We start from the raw sequence: 18,443 nt of genomic DNA on the forward strand, positions 1-18,443 counted from the left end.
CCTTCGCGAGCAAGCCCGCTTCCCCAGGGGGAATGCATCTATCCAGGAAAGTCGGGCGGTCAGAAACAACAAAGCCGCCCGAAGGCGGCTGTGTTGGGTGGAGCACTTACTGGTTGGCCAGCTTGTGTTCCAGGTAGTGAATGTTCACACCACCTTCGCAGAAGCCTTCATCACGGACCAGGTCCCGGTGCAGCGGGATGTTGGTCTTGATGCCGTCGACCACGATTTCGTCCAGGGCGTTACGCATGCGGGCCATGGCCTCGTCGCGGGTGGCGCCCCAGGTGATCAGCTTACCGATCAACGAGTCGTAGTTGGACGGAACCTTGTAGCCGCTGTACAGGTGCGAATCCACACGTACGCCGTTGCCGCCGGGCGCGTGGAAATGCTTGACCAGGCCAGGGCTTGGGATAAAGGTTTTCGGGTCTTCGGCGTTGATGCGGCACTCCAGGGAGTGGCCGTGCATCTTCACGTCGTCCTGGGTGAAGGACAACGGGTTGCCGGCGGCGATGCTCAGCATCTCCTTGACGATGTCGATACCGGTGACCATCTCCGAAACCGGGTGCTCTACCTGCACACGAGTGTTCATCTCGATGAAGTAGAAACGACCGTTCTCGTAGAGGAACTCGAAAGTACCGGCGCCACGGTAGTTGATGTCGATGCACGCCTTGACGCAGCGCGCCAGGACTTCCTGGCGGGCTTTTTCATCCAGGCCCGGTGCCGGAGCTTCTTCCAGTACCTTCTGGTGACGGCGCTGCAGCGAGCAATCGCGGTCGCCCAGGTGGATGGCGTGGCCCTGGCCGTCGGACAATACCTGCACTTCCACGTGACGTGGGTTGGTCAGGTACTTCTCCAGGTAGACCATCGGGTTGCCGAACCAGGCGCCCGCTTCGGAGCGAGTCTGCTTGGCGGCTTCGATCAGGTCTTCTTCCTTGTGCACCACGCGCATGCCGCGACCACCACCGCCACCGGCGGCCTTGATGATCACCGGGTAACCGACTTCGCGACCAATGCGCAGGGCAGTTGCCTCGTCTTCAGGCAGCGGGCCATCGGAGCCAGGAACGGTTGGCACGCCGGCGGCGATCATGGCGTCCTTGGCCGAGACCTTGTCGCCCATCAGGCGAATGGTTTCGGCTTTAGGGCCAATGAAGGCAAACCCGGATTTTTCCACCTGTTCGGCGAAATCGGCGTTTTCCGCGAGGAAGCCGTAGCCCGGGTGGATGCCATCAGCGCCGGTCACTTCTGCGGCGGCGATGATGTTCGAGACTTTCAGGTACGAGTTCGTGGCGAGTGGCGGGCCAATGCAGATGCTTTCGTCCGCCAGTTTCACGTGCATCAATTCGGTATCGGCCGTCGAGTAAACAGCGACGGTCTTGATGCCCTCTTCCTTACAGGCGCGCAGGATACGCAGCGCGATCTCGCCGCGGTTGGCGATCAGGACTTTTTGCAGTTTCTTCGCAGGTTTCAACATCGAAGGCGCTCCGCGGTTCAAACGATGGTGAACAGCGGCTGGTCGTACTCAACCGGCTGACCGTTTTCTACCAGGATGGATTCGATGACGCCGGCTTTTTCAGCCGTGATGTGGTTCATCATCTTCATCGCTTCCACGATGCAGATGGTGTCGCCCACTTTCACGGTTGCGCCGACTTCAACGAAGGCTGGCGAGGTCGGTGCCGGGGTGCGGTAGAAGGTACCGACCATTGGCGACTTGACCACGAAGCCGTTCAGCGCAGGCGCGGCTGGGGCGGCAGGTGCGGCGGCGGCAGCAGGCGCGGCGGCAGGTGCAGCAGCCGGGGCCGGTGCTTGCATCTGTGGCGCGTAGAACTGTTGGGCCGGGGTCTTGCTGTGACGGCTGATCCGTACGGACTCTTCGCCTTCCTTGATTTCCAGCTCGTCGATACCGGATTCTTCCAGCAGTTCGATCAGTTTCTTAACTTTACGGATATCCATGAATCATCAACTCCCAAGGGTCGGTCAGGGGCGCTTGGCCTGTTCTTCAAGCTGTTCCAGGGCGGCCTCCAGGGCCAGTCGGTAACCGCTGGCGCCAAGGCCGCAGATCACTCCTACCGCTACGTCGGAGAAGTAAGAGTGATGGCGGAAAGGTTCGCGTTTGTGCACGTTCGACAAATGCACTTCGATGAATGGGATGCTCACCGCCAGCAACGCGTCACGTAATGCAACGCTTGTATGCGTAAAAGCGGCGGGATTGATCAGGATAAAGTCCACGCCTTCGCCACGCGCGGCATGGATACGATCAATCAATTCGTACTCGGCATTGCTTTGCAGGTAGAGCAGATGGTGGCCGGCTTCACGCGCCCTGCGTTCAAGATCGAGGTTGATCTGATCGAGGGTGACTGCCCCGTAGACGCCCGGTTCGCGGGTGCCAAGCAGGTTCAGGTTGGGTCCGTGAAGAACCAGTAAGGTCGCCATCGGCTGTTCCTTGTTATTGATGTGGGTACGGCAGAACTCGGCGACTATGCCGCAAAGCCTTTGTGACTGTCCAGTTCTATGCAGTAGGCGGCACGATTAGCGAGGATTGCGCAAAATTTATGACTGTGGCCCTTGATCCAGTCATAGGCAGATCCCTGAAGGTGCTGGCTTGCCTGCGGTTGCAGTGGGTCAGGCAACCTCTCCTGCCCTGGCAGGCCGCAATCGCGGGCAAGCCAGCGCCCACCGTTGATCTCCATCCAGGCTGAGATCGGGTCAGACGCGGAACGCCTGTACGGCCGTATTGAGCTGCCCGCCCAGCACTAGCAGATGTTCGCCCTGGCGACGGCCCTGGCCAATGCGCAGCAGATTATCCTCGCCCAATTGGTGAATCCGCTCACTGTTATCGCGAATCTCACTGACGGCACCGCTTTGCTGCGCGGTCACATCGGCGATACGCACGGCGGTGTCGGAAATGGTCTGGATCGCGCCGACGATTTCATCCAGCGCACCGTCCGCGGCCTGGGCCTGTTGGGCGGTGGCCTCGGCGTGCTCGACCTGGGTGCGCATACCCTGCACCGATTGGTGGGCGGCGTTTTGCAGGCCGGCGATCAGGGTCTGGATCTCTGCAGTGGCGCCAGCCGTACGCTGGGCCAGCGAGCGGACCTCGTCGGCGACCACGGCAAAACCACGCCCGGCTTCACCGGCGCGGGCGGCCTCGATGGCGGCGTTGAGGGCCAGCAGGTTGGTCTGGTCGGCAATCGCTCGAATCACCGTCAGCACGCCGCCGATAGTGGCGGACTCTTCAGCGAGTTTTTCGATCATCTGTGCGTTTTGCTGCACTTCGCCTACCAGGGCATGCAGCCCGGTCAGGCTCAGGCCGATAACCCGCTGGCCTTGCTCCACCGCTTGGCCGGCACTGCGGCTGGCGCCCGCTGCCTGGCTGGCATCGCCGGCAACTTGTTGGATGGTTGCTTCCAGTTCGCCCAGCGAATCACGGATCTGCGCGGTATCGCCGGCCTGGCGTTCGGCGCCGTCGTGCAGGCCGCTGCTCAGTTCGGCGAGGGCGCGGCTGCTGCCGGCGACTTCCTTGGCGTTGCCGCGGATCGTGCCCACCAGGTCCACCAAGTAGGCACGCAGGCGGTTCAACGAGGCCTCTATATCGTGCAGTTCGCGGTTGGTCTTGCCCAGGGCAATCGGCTGGCTGAAATCGCCTTCCGCCCAGGTCGACAGCGCCGGCGCCAGGTTGGTCAGCACCCGTGCCAGGCGCCGTTGCAGGGTGTCGATGAGCAGCGCGATCAACAGGATAAGGCCGATCATCACGCCTTGTATCAGGCGCACTTCGCCCTGGATCTTGCCGTGCTGCGCACGCACGGCCGGCTCCAGGCCCGCGATGGCTTCCTGCACGGCGTTGATTTTGAGGTGGGTGCTGGTGGCCAGGTCCGCGCGTTGCTGGATCTGTTCGCGGGTGCGCTTGAGTTCAGCGGGGTAGCGGGTCAGCAGGCTGTTGAGCTCGCGCTTGAGGTCGACGCCGGTGTCCTGGGCTTCGGTCTTTTCAGTGTTTTCCAGGCCCATCAGCGCGGAAAAGTCATCGGCACTGGATTCAGCGCTGGCCTTCACCCCAAGCAATGGCAACTGCTCCAGGAGGTCAGCCTGGCTGCGGATGTTGCCGACTTCACGTTCCACATCATCGGCCAATTCTGCGCGACCGCTGCTCACCAGTTTATCGCGGGCCAGGGACAGTTTGCCCAGGTGCTGGGAGGCGGCGAGCAAGGGGGGGAGATAGCGTGCGGCGTCAGGGGTGTTCACCCCGATGGCGTACTGGCCCAGTTGCTCCAGGTTAGCGCCCAATTCACGTTCGGCTTGCAGCAGCAAGGCTTGTGGGTCGCCTGCAAGCTTGCCGGCCGCCAGCAAATCGGTTTTGCTGAACGTGTCCAGTTCCACCAGGCTGGGGCGCAGGTTTTGCGCAAGGTTCGCAGGCAGTTCATCCAGATGCTGCAACAGGCCTTCCAGGCTCTGGCTGGCGCTGCTCAGGCGCAGCGCATCGCCGCTGGCCAGGTAGTCGTCGATATTGCGCGCGGCCTGGTTTTGAAAGGTCTGTGACAGGCCCAGGTAGCGCTCCATCAGTAAATAAGGCCGTTCCAGGGCGCGTTGCGACCACCACAGCGTCGCTCCCAGCGCCAGGCACACGGCCACCAGCAGAAGAGTATTGAGATTGGTCAGCAGCTTCAGGCGCATGCGTGGTTTCAACCGACAGCAGAAGATAAGTGCCTGAAGTTATTGCGTTTTCATTACAAGGTTATGACCGAATCAGTGGATTCCGGTGAAAAGGTGGCACTTTGCTTTGATGTGCGCGCCGCTTGCACACGGTTACGCCCGGCATCCTTGGCGCGGTAAAGCGCCTCATCGGCCTGGGCGGCCATCATCAGGCTGTCGGAGCCGTCGCACAGCTCCACCAGCCCGGCGCTGAACGTGCACCACAAATCCTGGGGCTGGGCCGGGTAGTGGATTTCGGCAAAGCGTCCGCGAATCTCGTCCAGCACCTGGCACGCCGATTCCAGGTCGGTATCGGGCATCACAATGGCGAACTCTTCACCACCGTAGCGCCCGATGTAGTCGGTCTTGCGCAGGCGCTGCTTGAGGAACAGTGCCAGGCTCTTGATCACGCGGTCACCCATGGGGTGGCCGTGGCTGTCATTGACGCGCTTGAAGTGGTCGATATCGAGCATGGCAAAGCTCAGCGGCTTGTTCTCGCGACGGGCGCGGAAGCTGCAGTCTTCAAGCAATTGCAGGATGTGGGTGTGGTTGTACAGGCCGGTCAGGCTGTCGCGCACCATCCGTGCCTTGAGGTTGCGCGCGCGGGCCGCACGGTTGCGTACGGTGGTGATCAGGTGGCGCGGCTTGATCGGTTTGGTGAGGAAGTCGTCGCCGCCTTCGCTCATGGCGTCCAGTTGCTTGTCCAGGTCGTCCTCGGCCGACAGGTAAATGATCGGCACGCTGACATAACGGTCGTTGTGGCGGATCACCTTGGCCAGTTCAGTACCGGTACAGGCGGGCATATACATGTCGAGGATGATCAGGTCGGGCTGGAAGTCCGCCAGTTCGGCCATCGCCTGGATCGGCTCGATCAACGTGCGGGTGACGATGCCGGCACTGTTGAGCAACCGCTCGGTGTGCAGTGCCTGGGCCCGCGAGTCGTCGATGATCAGCACTTTATAGGGCTCGTACTGGGCGACGCAGGTCAGCACTTCGATCTTCTCCAGCAGGCTGGAGGCTTCCAGCGTACCGGTCAGAAACTCCTGGCCCCCGGCGCGCACGGCGGCCAGGCGAGTGGGGGTGTCGGTTTCGTGCAAGCTGAAAAACAGCAGCGGTAGTTTCTGCTCCAGGCCTTCCTGGGCTTCGGCGGCGAGTTTCAGGCCCAGGCCAGTGCCGCAGAAATCCACGTCCATCACGATTGCCGAAGGCAGGCGCTCGGCCATCGACGCACGAAACGCCGCCACGCTGTCGAGGGATTGGGCGCTCATGCCAAAAAATTCCAACTGCTTGGCCAAGCGCTCGGCGCGGTCATGATCGGCCAGCATCACGTAGATCGGCTTGCGCATCGGCGGCAGGAAGGTTTGTTCCAGTTGGTCGCCCTGGCGCAGGCCGGTGCGCGACAGGCGCTGCATCAAGCGGTTGAGTTCGGTGATCAGGTGGCTGCTCAGGCGCCCCCGGTTCTCGTCCACGGCCCTGAGGGATTCGCCGATGTGCTGCGCCAGCTGGCTGTGTTCCGGTTGTTCGAAACGCTCGGCAAACCGCAGCAGGCGCAAATTGGCCTCGCTGAGTTCGGAAAGGTCGGTGCCGGACCACTCGCTGCGTTGCAGGCGCTGCCAGATCTCAAGAATTTGACGTGCCTGATGAATTACCCGCTGGGCAAAATGCTGCTTGAGACGCTCACGGCTGGGGTCTTCTGGCTCGGTCATATCCTGACTACTAGTTAGGGTGCATGCTGAGGTCGACTGATGGCTCTATGCTAGCACCTCTTTTCCATGGGATGAGTGTCATGCATCAATAAACTGCGTGTTCCGAGCATTCAGTTGCTGACCTGCTGGTCGCGCAGCGTAAAAAGCGTGCATCCTTTATAGTTCAATACCTGCTCTGCGCCAGTTTGGTGAAAAGCCCCGCATGTGCGGGCACGATGGGGTAGGGTTGTGGTCGGAGTGTTTGAACGCACGCCATCAATTCAAGTGCATGAACTCAAGTGATTGAAAGGATATCGCCATGCTGGACTGGAAAAACCGTGCAGGCAGTGCCAAAGGCCCCGCCCCTGAGCCCAAGTCGGCCAACCGCAGCTATCTTCGTACCGTGCTGATGAGCCGTGCAGTGCTCAGCGTGCTCGGCCTGTACCTGTTGGTCACCGGCGCCCTGGGCTGGTACTGGAGCGAAGAGCCGGCGTTGTTCCCGGTCCAGCAAAATGCGCAGATTGCCGCCGAAAAAGACGGCAAGCAGATGGTGGTGGGCTTTACCACTGTCGAAACCCTCAAGACGGTGGTCGGCACCTTGCTCAACAAGCCCGGTGGCTACATCTCCAACGACCGCTTCCCGCCAGGCTTGTGGATGGACAACATGCCGAGCTGGGAGTACGGCGTGCTGGTGCAGGTTCGCGACCTGACCCGCGCCCTGCGCAAGGACTTCGCTCGCTCCCAGTCGCAGTCGGCTGAAGACGCCGACCTGGCCAAGGCCGAGCCGCGCTTCAACTTCGACAACAAAAGCTGGGTGCTGCCGTCCAGCGAGTCGGAGTACCAGGAAGGCATCAATTCCCTGAGCCGCTATGAAGCGCGCCTGTCCGACCCGAACCAGCGGGGCGCGCTGTTCTATGCGCGTGCTGACAACCTGAATAACTGGCTGGGCGATGTTGCCACGCGCCTGGGTTCGCTGTCGCAGCGCCTGTCGGCCAGCGTTGGCCGGGTAAAACTGAACACCGCGCTGAAAACCGAGGCCCTCGCGCCGGGTGAAGTGCCGCAGGTCGATGAAGAAGTGGTGGAAACCCCATGGATGCAGATCGACAACGTGTTCTACGAGGCTCGCGGCCAGGCCTGGGCCCTGTCGCACCTGCTGCGCGCCATCGAAGTCGATTTTGCCGACGTACTGGCCAAGAAAAACGCCACCGTCAGCGTGCGCCAGATCATTCGTGAGCTGGAAGCCTCGCAGGAACCGGTGTGGAGTCCTATGATCCTTAATGGCAGTGGCTTCGGCGTACTGGCGAATCACTCGCTGGTGATGGCCAACTATATATCCCGGGCAAACGCTGCAGTGATCGACTTGCGTCAGCTCCTCAACCAGGGGTGATGATGGACGCTACTCAAAAGGAGGCTGCGCACCGCGCGGCCTCTGATGCTGAACTGATCTGCTGGGTCGACGAGCAGGACAACCTGCTCGGCACCCTTGTCAGGTCCGACCTCCGCCAGCGCGGCCTGATCGGCCGCTGCACCTTTATCTTCCTGTTCAATTCGGCCGGCCATCTGTGCGTGCATCGACGCACCCTGAGCAAAGCCATGTATCCCGGTTTCTGGGACACGGCGGCGGGTGGGATGGTGGCGGCAGGTGAGACTTATGCCCTGTCGGCCGCTCGCGAGCTGGAAGAGGAACTGGGTGTCGGCGGGGTGGAATTGATCGAACATGATCATTTCTATTTCGAGGATGGTGACAGCCGGCTCTGGTGCAAGTCCTACTCCGCCGTCTGGGACGGGCCGCTGCGCCTGCAGCCGGAAGAGGTGATGGAGGCGCGGTTTTTACCTATAGAAATAGTCCTGCAGGAAGCTGAACAAAAGCCTTACTGCCCGGACGCCCAGGAGGGCCTGCGCCGCTATCTGGCCTCGCGTCGCTAAACTTGCATAAATTGGCGCCATTTGGCTCTTAGCAAGTCGCCTTTTTGTGGTTACACTGCGCGACTTTTCACCCGAACTGCCTTGGTGGTTCGGTAGCGCTGCCCCTGCCTGAGTGGGGCTTCGCGGTCGGTGGCTCGCCTTTTTTACAGGAGCCGAGCGCTGGCCAGTCTTTGTCCTCCCAAGAGGATTGCCGGTGGCCAAAAAAGCCGCATCCTTCGCCGCCCTTGGTGGCCTGGTATTTTCCACCGATGCAGGTCGACACTGCCCGGACTGTCGTCAGCCCGTGGATTCGTGTACCTGCAAACAGACCCTGATCCCTGAAGGCGACGGTATTGCCCGCGTGCGACGCGAGAGCAAAGGCCGTGGCGGCAAGACGGTGACCACCATCACCGGCGTGCCGCTGGCAGAAGACGCGCTGAAGGAGCTCGCCACTGCGCTGAAAAAGCGCTGTGGCACCGGGGGCGCGTTGAAAGACGGCGTCATCGAGATCCAGGGCGATCACGTCGAGTTGCTGTTGGCCGAGCTGATCAAGCTCGGGTACAAGGCCAAGAAGTCCGGCGGCTGAGAGCCTCTTCCCGACCTGTGTCTAAACTCTGTCCTGTGCGTGGGGTCCTACCTTGCACGCAGGCAAATCGTCATTTTCATTCTTTAGACTGCGCCAGCCTCGAACGAGGGGCGGTGCCTTCGACTTCATTTATAGGGGACTTCGATGTCCGTACGACGCACACGCAAAGACGATGGCAGCCAATGGACAGTTGCGGACAGCCGCAGTGTTTACGGGATTCGCCATTGGGGGGCCGGGTATTTCGCGATCAATGAAGCCGGTCGCGTAGAAGTCCGTCCGAACGGTCCGAACAGCACGCCGGTCGACCTGTACGAGCAAGTCGACGAACTGCGCAAAAGCGGCCTTTCGTTGCCGCTGCTGGTGCGCTTCCCCGACATCCTGCAAGACCGTGTGCGCCAGCTCACCGGTGCGTTCGACGCCAACATCGAACGCCTGGAATACCAGAGCAAGTACACCGCGCTGTACCCGATCAAGGTGAACCAGCAGGAGGCGGTGATCGAGAACATCATCGCCACCCAGAATGTGTCCATCGGCCTGGAAGCCGGCTCCAAGCCTGAGCTGCTGGCGGTATTGGCCCTGGCGCCGAAGGGCGGCACCATCGTCTGCAACGGTTACAAGGACCGTGAGTTCATCCGCCTCGCGCTGATGGGCCAGAAGCTTGGCCACAACGTGTTCATCGTTATCGAGAAGGAATCCGAAGTTGAGCTGGTGATCGAAGAGGCCGCCAGCCTCAAGGTCAAGCCACAGGTCGGCCTGCGCGTGCGCTTGTCGTCCCTGGCGTCGAGCAAGTGGGCGGACACCGGTGGCGAGAAGTCCAAGTTCGGTCTGTCGGCGGCGCAGTTGTTGTCTGTGGTCGAACGCTTCCGCGCGGCGGGCCTGGACCAGGGCATCCGCCTGCTGCACTTCCACATGGGCTCGCAGATCGCCAACCTGGCCGACTACCAGCACGGCTTCAAGGAAGCGATCCGTTACTACGGCGAACTGCGCAACCTTGGCCTGCCGGTAGACCACATCGATGTGGGCGGCGGCCTGGGCGTGGACTACGACGGTACGCACTCGCGTAACGCCAGCTCGATCAACTACGACATGGATGACTACGCTGGCGTGGTCGTGGGCATGCTCAAGGAGTTCTGCGACGCGCAGAGCCTGCCGCACCCGAATATCTTCTCCGAAAGCGGCCGTTCCCTGACCGCCCACCATGCCATGCTGGTGGTACAGGTAACCGACGTCGAGAAGCATAACGACGAAATCCCGACCATCGAAAACAAGGAAAGCCTGCCGGAAACCGTGCAATGGCTGGTGGACCTGCTGGGCCCGACCGATATCGAGATGGTCACCGAAACCTACTGGCGCGCCACCCACTACATGAGCGACGTGGCCACCCAGTACGCTGACGGCAAACTGACCCTGGCCGAGAAAGCCCTGGCCGAGCAGTGCTACTTCGCCGTGTGCCGTCGCCTGCACAACTCGCTCAAGGCTCGCCAGCGCTCGCACCGCCAGGTGCTGGACGAACTCAACGACAAGCTGGCAGATAAGTACATCTGCAACTTCTCGGTGTTCCAGAGCCTGCCGGACACCTGGGCCATCGGCCAGGTACTGCCGATCCTGCCACTGCACCGTCTCGACGAAGAGCCGCTGCGCCGTGCCGTGCTGCAAGACCTGACCTGCGACTCCGACGGCAAGATCAAGCAGTACGTCGACGAGCAGAGCATCGAGACCAGCTTGCCAGTACACGCCTTGAACGAAGGTGAGGACTACTTGCTGGGTATCTTCCTGGTCGGTGCCTACCAGGAAATCCTCGGCGACATGCACAACCTGTTTGGTGACACCGACTCGGTGAACATCTACCAGCGTGAAGACGGTTCGGTGTACAGCGCGGGTATCGAGACCCACGACACCATCGAAGACATGCTGCGCTATGTGCACTTGTCGCCGGAGGAGTTGATGACTCATTACCGTGACAAGTGTGCCAGTGCGAAGATCAGTGCCAGCGAGCGCACTCAGTTCCTCGATGCGCTGCGCCTGGGCCTGACGCGGTCTTCTTACCTGTCTTCGTGATCTAGGCTGACAGCAATCTAATGTGCGAGCGGGCTTGCTCGCGAAAGCGGTGTAGCAGTTACATAGCTGTTAACTGACCCACCGCATTCGCGAGCAAGCCCGCCCCCACATTTGGATCTTCACTTTGCGGTGCCTTCTGTGTGGGGGCTGGACGATGTCGAGCAAATGGCTGCAAGTATTGACCCTGGCATTCGCCACGCTTATCTCCGCCTGTTCCCCAGTCAAAGTGCTCAATGCACTGACCCCTTCGAATACGTTTACCAAAACCGCTTCGATCGCCTACGGCGATGATCCCCGCCAGCGACTCGATGTCTACCGCCCGGCCGCAGCAATATCCCACGCTCCGGTGGTGGTGTTCTTCTACGGTGGCAGCTGGAATAGCGGCTCAAGGGACGACTACGGTTTCGTCGGCGAAGCGCTGGCCTCACGTGGCATCGTCGTGGTGATCGCCGATTACCGCCTCTACCCGCAAGTGCGTTATCCCGCCTTCCTCCAGGACAGCGCCAACGCGGTCGCCTGGACCCATCGGCACATCGCCGACTACGGTGGCGACCCCCAGCAGCTCTACCTGATGGGCCACAGTTCCGGCGCCTACAATGCCTCGATGCTGGCACTGGACGCGCGTTGGTTGAACGCCGTTGATTTGTCGCCGTCGATGCTCAAGGGCTGGATCGGCCTGGCCGGTCCTTATGACTTCCTGCCGATTGAAAACCCAGACGTAAAACCGGTGTTTTTCTTCCCCGATTCACCGCCGGACTCTCAGCCGATCAACCACATCAGCGCCGGTGCGCCGCCGAGCCTGTTGATCGCCTCGACGGACGACAAACTGGTCAACCCCACGCGCAATACCGGTGGCTTGGCTAACAAGTTGCGCGCCGCGGGAGTGCCAGTCGAGTCGTTTTACTTCGGCAAGACCAATCACCAGACGCTGGTGGCGGCCATGGCCAAACCCTTGCGTTGGCTGGCGCCGGTACTGGATCGTGTGACCGCGTTTATCCAAGCCACTGGTCCTGCCGGTTCAAGCGCCAGGCAATCGCCCACAAAGTAAGGCTGCGCACGGCCATGAACAGTAGGAAGGTTATCCACAGCCCGTGGTTACCCAAACCTTGCAATGCCCAGGCGAATGGCAATGTCAGCAACACGGTCAGCAGCATGCCGTTGCGCATTTCCCGCGCGCGGGTGGCACCGATGAACAGGCCGTCCAGCAGGTAACTCCACACCGCAATCAGCGGCAGCACTGCCAAGTAGGGCAAGTAGGTATCGGCGGTTTCGCGCACACTGGGGATATCGGTCTGCATGGCGATGAACAGGTGGCCGGCGACGGTGAACAGCAGGGCGAAACCGACGCTGGCGATCAGCGACCAGCCGCCGGCCACCACCAGTGAGCGGCGCAGGGATTGGCGGTCATGCGCGCCGATCGCGTGACCGCAGAGGGCTTCGACTGCGTGGGCCAAGCCATCCAGGGCGTGGGCGGTCAGCAACAGGCCGTTGAGCAGCAGTGCATTGGCGGCCACAGTGGCGTCGCCCAGGCGCGCGCCTTGTACGGTGATCATGAAGAACACCGATTGCAGCGCGAGGCTACGGATAAAAATGTCGCGGTTGACCGCCAGCAGGGGGCGCCAACTCGCCCACCGTTTCAGCACGGCCCAGGCGATGTGGCCGGGGTAGGCGCGCAGGGCTTTTTGCGTCATCGCCAGGCCGAGCAGTGCACCCGTCCATTCGGCGACAACGGATGCCCGTGCCGAACCGACCACGCCCCAATCCAGGCCAAGTACGAACCACAGGTTGAGGGCGATGTTGACCAGGTTGGTGGTCAGCAGGATCGCCAGGGGCGCGCGGGCGTTCTGCGTCCCGAGGAACCAGCCGACCAGCGCATAACTGGCCAGCGCGGCGGGCAGCCCGAACAGGCGGGTCTGGAAAAATTCGCGCGTCAGTTGATTCAGTTCGGGAGAAGGCTGCATCCACTCCAGGGCCAGATGGCTCAGCGGGATCCCCACCGTGCCCAAGAGCATCGCCAGGCCCAGCGCCAGCAGCAGGCCTTGCAGCAGGATCTGCCGAAGCCCGGCGCCATCATTGCGCCCGGCGGCCTGGGCGGCGAAACCGGTGGAGCCCATGCGCAGGAAGCCCATGGCCCAGGCAAGAAAGGTATACAGGCTGGCGCCAACGGCCACGGCGCCCAGTTGGTGGGCGTGGGGCAGGTGGCCGATGACCATGCTGTCGACCAGGGCCACCAGTGGCACCGAGATATTCGACAGGATCATCGGCGCGGCCAGGGCCCAGACGCGGCGGTGGGTGGGACGATGGCGCCAGTCGGTGAGTAGGGTCGGCATGCGGGCTCCTTCAGAGGAGCGGCATTGTACCTATCCATACGTTACGCAGCAGAACCAATGCGGGCGACCTCTTTTGCTTGTGGGATTTGGCTGGCTGGCTATCCCTGCCCAGAACCGAACTGCACTCCGTCGGTCAATGTGACCAGTGCCACATCGGCCTCACTCAGGCTGATATATAGTTCACCCTTCGGATCCCTCTCACGACGAGTGCCCCATGTTTAACAAAGGACTGTTCCTTGCCTGTGCGCTGGCCCTGCTGAGCGCCTGCGATTCCTCCGATAAACCGGTAGCCCCGACCGCTCCCCCAGCGGTGACCGTGGCACCCAAACCGGTCAAGGCGGCGGTGGATGTGGCGGCGCTGAAGCAGCGCTACGCCGGGCGTGAGTTGAGCGTGGTGGACGTGTCCGAAGTGCAACTCGATGGCGCCAGCACCTTGTCGGTGAGCTTCTCGATTCCGCTGGATCCCGATCAGAAGTTCGCCGACAAACTCCATCTCGTGGACAGCAAGTCGGGCAAGGTCGATGGTGCCTGGGAAATCTCCGACAATCTGATGGAGCTGCGTCTGCGCCACTTGGAGCCGCAGCGCAAACTGGTGCTCACGGTGGATGCCGGTGTGAAGGCCGTGAATAACAACCTGCTGCCCGCCGAGTACATCGCCCGTCTCGAAACCCGTGACCTGCAAGCCACTGTCGGCTTCGCCAGCCGTGGCACCTTGCTGCCGACCCGTTTGGCCGAAGGCCTGCCCGTGATCGCGCTGAACGTCGACAAGATCGACGTCGAATTCTTCCGTATCAAGCCCGAATCCCTGCCGTCGTTCCTGGCGCAGTGGGGGCGCAACACCAGCCTGCAAAGCTATGAGTCACGCGAACTGTTGCCGATGGCCGACCTGGTCTACGGCGGTCGCTTCGACCTGAACCCCGCGCGAAACACCCGCGAAACCCTGCTGCTGCCAATCGCCGGTCTCAAGCCATTGCAGCAGCCAGGCGTGTATCTGGCGGTGATGCGTGCCTCGGGCACCTACAACTATTCGCAACCGGCCACGCTGTTCACCTTGAGCGACATCGGCCTGTCGGTGCACCGCTACGCCAATCGCCTGGATGTGTTTACCCAGGCGCTGGAAGGCGGCAAGGCGCTGGATGGCGTCGACCTCGAAGTGCTCGACGCCGAAGGCCGTGTGCTGGGCCAGGGCAAGACCGAGAAGGGCGGTCACGCCGAGTTGCCATTGCCGAAAAAGGCCCAGGTGCTGCTCGCCAAGCAGGGCGAACAGACCAGCCTGTTGCGCCTCGACAGCGCGGCACTGGACCTGGCCGAGTTCGACATCGGCGGCCAACCGTCCCACCCCTTGCAGTTCTTTGTCTTTGGCCCGCGCGACCTGTATCGCCCTGGCGAAACCGTGCTGCTCAACGCCTTGCTGCGGGACAAGGATGGCAATGCCGTCAAGCCGCAACCGGTGAGCGTCGAAGTGCGTCGCCCGGATGAACAGGTCAGCCGCAAGTTCGTGTGGGATGCCGATGCCTCCGGCCTCTACCAATATCAACTGCAATTGGCCGGCGAAGCACCGACCGGGCGCTGGCAATTGGTGTTCGACCTGGGTGATGGCAAGCCGCAGCTGTACGAATTTCTCGTCGAAGACTTCCTGCCCGAGCGCCTGGCGTTGGAACTCAAGGGCAGCGACACGGCATTGAGCCCGGCAGACGACGCGGTGATCCAGGTCAACGGCCGTTACCTGTATGGCGCGCCCGCGTCGGGCAACCGGGTCAGTGGCCAGGTGTATGTGCGGCCGTTGCGCGAAGCGGTCAAGTCGCTGCCGGGCTACCAGTTCGGCTCCGTCACCGAAGAAGAGCTGAGCCAGGATTTCGAGCTGGAAGAAAGCGTACTCGACGCCAAGGGCCAGGAAGTACTGACCCTGGAAAGCAAGTGGGCCGAGGCCAAGTCGCCGCTGCAACTGATCGTGCAGGCCAGCCTGCAGGAGTCGGGCGGTCGCCCGATCACCCGGCGCCTGGTGCAGCCGATCTGGCCGGCCGAGCAACTGCCTGGGTTGCGCGGGTTGTTTGACGGCACGGAAACCAATGGCGATGGCCCGGCAGAGTTCGAAGTGCTGCTGGCCAACCAGGACGGGCAGAAACTCGCTGCGCAGAACCTCAATGTGCGCCTGGTGCGCGAGCGCCGTGACTACTACTGGAACTACTCCGAGAGCGATGGCTGGAGTTACCACTTCAACGAGAAATTCCTCAACCTCGACGAGCAGACCTTGAATATCAAGGCCGGCGATACGGCCAAGGTCAGCTTCCAGGTGGAGTGGGGCCCGTACCGCGTCGAAGTGGAAGACCCGCAGACCGGGCTGGTCAGCAGCCTGCGCTTCTGGGCTGGCTACCAGGCCCAGGACAACACCGAAGGCGGCGCCGTGCGGCCGGACCAGGTCAAGCTGGCGCTGGACAAGCCCGCGTATGGCGACGGCGATACCGCCAATGTCACCGTGACGCCACCGGCGGCCGGCAAAGGTTACCTGCTGGTAGAGTCGGCCGAAGGGCCACTGTGGTGGCAGGAAATCGATGTGCCGGCCGAAGGTAAAAGCTTCGCCGTGAAGCTCGATCCGAAATGGTCGCGCCATGATCTGTACGTGAGTGCACTGGTGATTCGCCCGGGCGAGCGCAAAGCCAATATCACTCCCAAGCGCGCCGTAGGCCTGTTGCATCTGCCCCTGGATCGCACGCAGCGCAAACTCGGCGTGACCCTCACCGCGCCGGAAAAAATGCGCCCCAAACAGCCGCTGACGGTGAAAGTCGCCGCCAGGAATGCCGATGGCAGCGTGCCGAAACAGGTGCACGTGCTGGTCGCGGCGGTGGACGTGGGTATCCTCAATATCACCGAGTACCCGACGCCAGACCCGTACTCCAGCCTGTTCGGCCGCAAGGCCTATGGCGTGGACCAATTCGATATCTACGGCCAGTTGATCGAAGCCGGGCAGGGCCGCCTCGCCAGCTTGGCATTTGGGGGCGACGCGGCATTGGCCAAGGGCGGCAAGCGCCCGGACACCAGCGTGACCATCGTCGCCCTGCAAAGCGCGCCGGTGACGTTGAACGAGCAAGGCGAGGGCGAAGTCAGCGTCAATATTCCCGACTTCAACGGCGAACTGCGCCTGATGGCCCAGGCCTGGAGTGATGATCGCTATGGCATGGCCGAAGCGAAGACGGTGATCGCTGCACCGCTGATTGCGGAGCTGTCGGCACCGCGCTTCCTCGCTGGGGGTGACCAGACGACGTTGGCGCTGGACCTGTCCAACCTGTCGGGCAAGGCGCAGAAGCTCGATGTGCAACTGAGCGCCGACGGGCAGTTGGAGTTGGTCGACAATGGCGCGCAAACCGTGGAGCTGAAACAAGGCCAGCGCACCACCCTGCGCATTCCGGTGAAAGCCTGGGGCGGGTTGGGGCAGGGCAAGGTCAAGGTGACGGTGAATGGGCTGGATCTACCGGGCGAGAACCTGCCACCGTTCACCCGTGAATGGACCCTGGGCGTGCGGCCTGCGTATCCGGCGCTGCTCAAGCATTACCGTGCGGTGCTCAAGGATCAGCCATGGACCCTGCCGGTGGGCACCCTGGAACAGTTCGATGCCTCGGGGCGCCAGGCGCTGCTGAGCCTGTCGAGTCGGCCACCGCTGAACCTCGGTGCGCAGATCAGCGCACTCAAGGCCTACCCGTACGGTTGCCTGGAACAGACGGCGAGCGGCCTGTACCCGTCGCTGTATGCCGATGATGCGTTGCTCAAGCGCCTGTCGATCAAAGGTGAGTCCGACAGCGAGCGCAAACGCAAGATCGAGCTGGGCATCGAACGCTTGCTGGGCATGCAGCGCTACAACGGCAGCTTCGGCTTGTGGGGCGCTGATGGCGAAGAAGAATACTGGCTGACGGCTTATGTCACCGACTTCCTGCTGCGTGCCCGCGACCAGGGCTTCGCCGTGCCGCCTGAAGCGTTGAAGAAGGCCAGCGAGCGCCTGCTGCGATACGTACAGGAACGCAACCTGATTGACGTCGACTACAGCGATAACGCCGACCACACCCGTTTTGCCGTGCAGGCCTACGCTGGCATGGTGCTGGCGCGCAGTCAGCAGGCGCCGTTGGGCGCGCTGCGCAGCATCTTCGAACGACGCAGCGATGCGCGCTCCGGTTTGCCGCTGGTGCAGTTGGCGATCGCATTGCAGAAAATGGGCGACCAGCCGCGTGCTGACGAAGCCTTGCTCGCCGGGTTGGCGGCGCAACGCAATGCCAATGAATGGCTGGCCGATTACGGCAGCCCGCTGCGGGACCAGGCGATGATCCTGGCGTTGCTGGAAGAGAATGACCTGGCCAAGGGCAAGCGTGAGGAGCGCTTGTTCACACTGTCGGATCAATTGGCGGCCAGCCCGTATCTGTCGACCCAGGAGCGTAACTCGCTGTTCCTGGCGGGGCGACTCGGGTTCGCCAAGCCTGACTCGAACTGGCAGGTGTCGCTCACCGGCAGTGGCGGGGTGCAGGAATTGAACAATCAGCAGCCGACGCTGGCGTTGGAGGGCAAGGCGCTGTCCAGCGACTTGAGCCTGAGCAATCAGGGCGAGACGCCGGTGTACCAGCAACTGACGATCTCGGGTTATCCACAGGTGCCTCCGGCGCCTGGCGGTGACAACCTGAGCATCCGCCGCGAATACCTGGGCATGAACGGCCAGCCGCTGAACCTGCGCAACCTCAATAGCGGTGACCTGGTGTTGGTGCACTTGGCGGTGAGCGCCAAGCAGCGTGTGCCGGACGCCCTGGTGGTAGACCTGCTACCGGCCGGGCTGGAGTTGGAAAACCAGAACCTGGCACAAAGTGCCGCCAGCCTGGAAAACGCCAGCAGCCAGGTGAAGGAGTGGCGTGAATCAATGCAGAACGCGTCGCTCAAGCACCAGGAGTTCCGCGACGACCGCTACGTGGCGGCGATCAATCTGGAAGGCTCTGGCACTACGCACCTGCTGTACCTGGCGCGTGCCGTGACGCCGGGTACCTACCGTGTGCCGCCGCCGCAGGTGGAGTCGATGTACCGGCCGAACTGGCAGGCAGTGGGGGAGACGCCGGCGGACCTGGTGATCAAGGGGCGTTGAAGCTCTTGCTCTGAAAGTGGGGACCCCATGCGGGAGGGGCTTGGTCGCGAGGCGGTGTTATCAGTCAGCTTATACGGCACCTGATA

12 protein-coding genes are annotated in these 18,443 nt (G+C 62.1%); 6 read left to right on the plus strand and 6 right to left on the minus strand.

The genetic code is table 11. The features are described from left to right. Positions 1 to 106: 106 nt before the first annotated feature. The 5 genes from accC to ATH90_RS03200 all read right to left on the minus strand — a co-directional run bounded on the left by accC (position 107) and on the right by ATH90_RS03200 (position 6,386). Entirely contained in the window at positions 107 to 1,468 is a 1,362-nt protein-coding gene (gene accC, locus ATH90_RS03180) for an acetyl-CoA carboxylase biotin carboxylase subunit (protein ID WP_025857634.1), read from the minus strand. Positions 1,469 to 1,485: 17 nt separating this feature from the next. After that, a complete protein-coding gene (gene accB / locus ATH90_RS03185; RefSeq protein ID WP_017136744.1) occupies positions 1,486 to 1,947 on the minus strand; it encodes an acetyl-CoA carboxylase biotin carboxyl carrier protein in 462 nt (153 codons plus the stop codon). A 24-nt stretch (positions 1,948 to 1,971) separates the two neighbouring features. Then, positions 1,972 to 2,427 carry a type II 3-dehydroquinate dehydratase gene (gene aroQ, locus ATH90_RS03190; RefSeq protein WP_003171482.1) on the minus strand — a complete coding sequence of 152 codons (456 nt, stop codon included), beginning with the start codon at positions 2,425 to 2,427 and terminating at the stop codon, positions 1,972 to 1,974. 273 nt (positions 2,428 to 2,700) lie between these two features. Then, positions 2,701 to 3,249, minus strand: coding sequence for a methyl-accepting chemotaxis protein (locus tag ATH90_RS29830; RefSeq protein ID WP_392396919.1), 549 nt, complete (start codon positions 3,247 to 3,249; stop codon positions 2,701 to 2,703). Positions 3,250 to 4,715: 1,466 nt separating this feature from the next. Next, a complete protein-coding gene (locus tag ATH90_RS03200) occupies positions 4,716 to 6,386 on the minus strand; it encodes a response regulator (protein ID WP_069021453.1) in 1,671 nt (556 codons plus the stop codon). 388 nt (positions 6,387 to 6,774) lie between these two features. Between ATH90_RS03200 and ATH90_RS03205 the strand changes: the two genes are divergently transcribed. The 5 genes from ATH90_RS03205 to ATH90_RS03225 all read left to right on the plus strand — a co-directional run bounded on the left by ATH90_RS03205 (position 6,775) and on the right by ATH90_RS03225 (position 11,962). Further along, a complete protein-coding gene (locus tag ATH90_RS03205) occupies positions 6,775 to 7,752 on the plus strand; it encodes a DUF2333 family protein (protein WP_370636181.1) in 978 nt (325 codons plus the stop codon). Positions 7,753 to 7,754: 2 nt separating this feature from the next. Continuing rightward, on the plus strand, positions 7,755 to 8,291 hold the full coding sequence (locus ATH90_RS03210) for an NUDIX hydrolase (RefSeq protein WP_098465689.1): 537 nt from the start codon (positions 7,755 to 7,757) through the stop codon (positions 8,289 to 8,291). Between the two features lie 193 nt (positions 8,292 to 8,484). Then, complete coding sequence (locus ATH90_RS03215) at positions 8,485 to 8,856, plus strand: translation initiation factor Sui1 (RefSeq protein WP_025857628.1); 372 nt, start codon at positions 8,485 to 8,487, stop codon at positions 8,854 to 8,856. Positions 8,857 to 9,000: 144 nt separating this feature from the next. Next, on the plus strand, positions 9,001 to 10,914 hold the full coding sequence (gene speA / locus ATH90_RS03220; RefSeq protein WP_016977003.1) for an arginine decarboxylase: 1,914 nt from the start codon (positions 9,001 to 9,003) through the stop codon (positions 10,912 to 10,914). A gap of 154 nt (positions 10,915 to 11,068) precedes the next feature. Further along, entirely contained in the window at positions 11,069 to 11,962 is an 894-nt protein-coding gene (locus ATH90_RS03225) for an alpha/beta hydrolase (protein WP_098465690.1), read from the plus strand. On the opposite strand, the gene ATH90_RS03230 is transcribed toward ATH90_RS03225, so the two are convergent. Continuing rightward, positions 11,907 to 13,244 carry an MATE family efflux transporter gene (locus ATH90_RS03230; protein ID WP_098465691.1) on the minus strand — a complete coding sequence of 446 codons (1,338 nt, stop codon included), beginning with the start codon at positions 13,242 to 13,244 and terminating at the stop codon, positions 11,907 to 11,909. The two genes, ATH90_RS03225 and ATH90_RS03230, sit on opposite strands and share 56 nt — an antisense overlap. A gap of 214 nt (positions 13,245 to 13,458) precedes the next feature. Between ATH90_RS03230 and ATH90_RS03235 the strand changes: the two genes are divergently transcribed. Next, positions 13,459 to 18,357, plus strand: a complete 4,899-nt coding sequence (locus ATH90_RS03235; RefSeq protein ID WP_098465692.1) for an alpha-2-macroglobulin family protein — start codon at positions 13,459 to 13,461, stop codon at positions 18,355 to 18,357. The last annotated feature ends 86 nt before the right edge of the window (positions 18,358 to 18,443 follow it).

It is taken from the genome of Pseudomonas lurida (genome assembly GCF_002563895.1).
GTDB lineage: Bacteria > Pseudomonadota > Gammaproteobacteria > Pseudomonadales > Pseudomonadaceae > Aquipseudomonas > Aquipseudomonas lurida.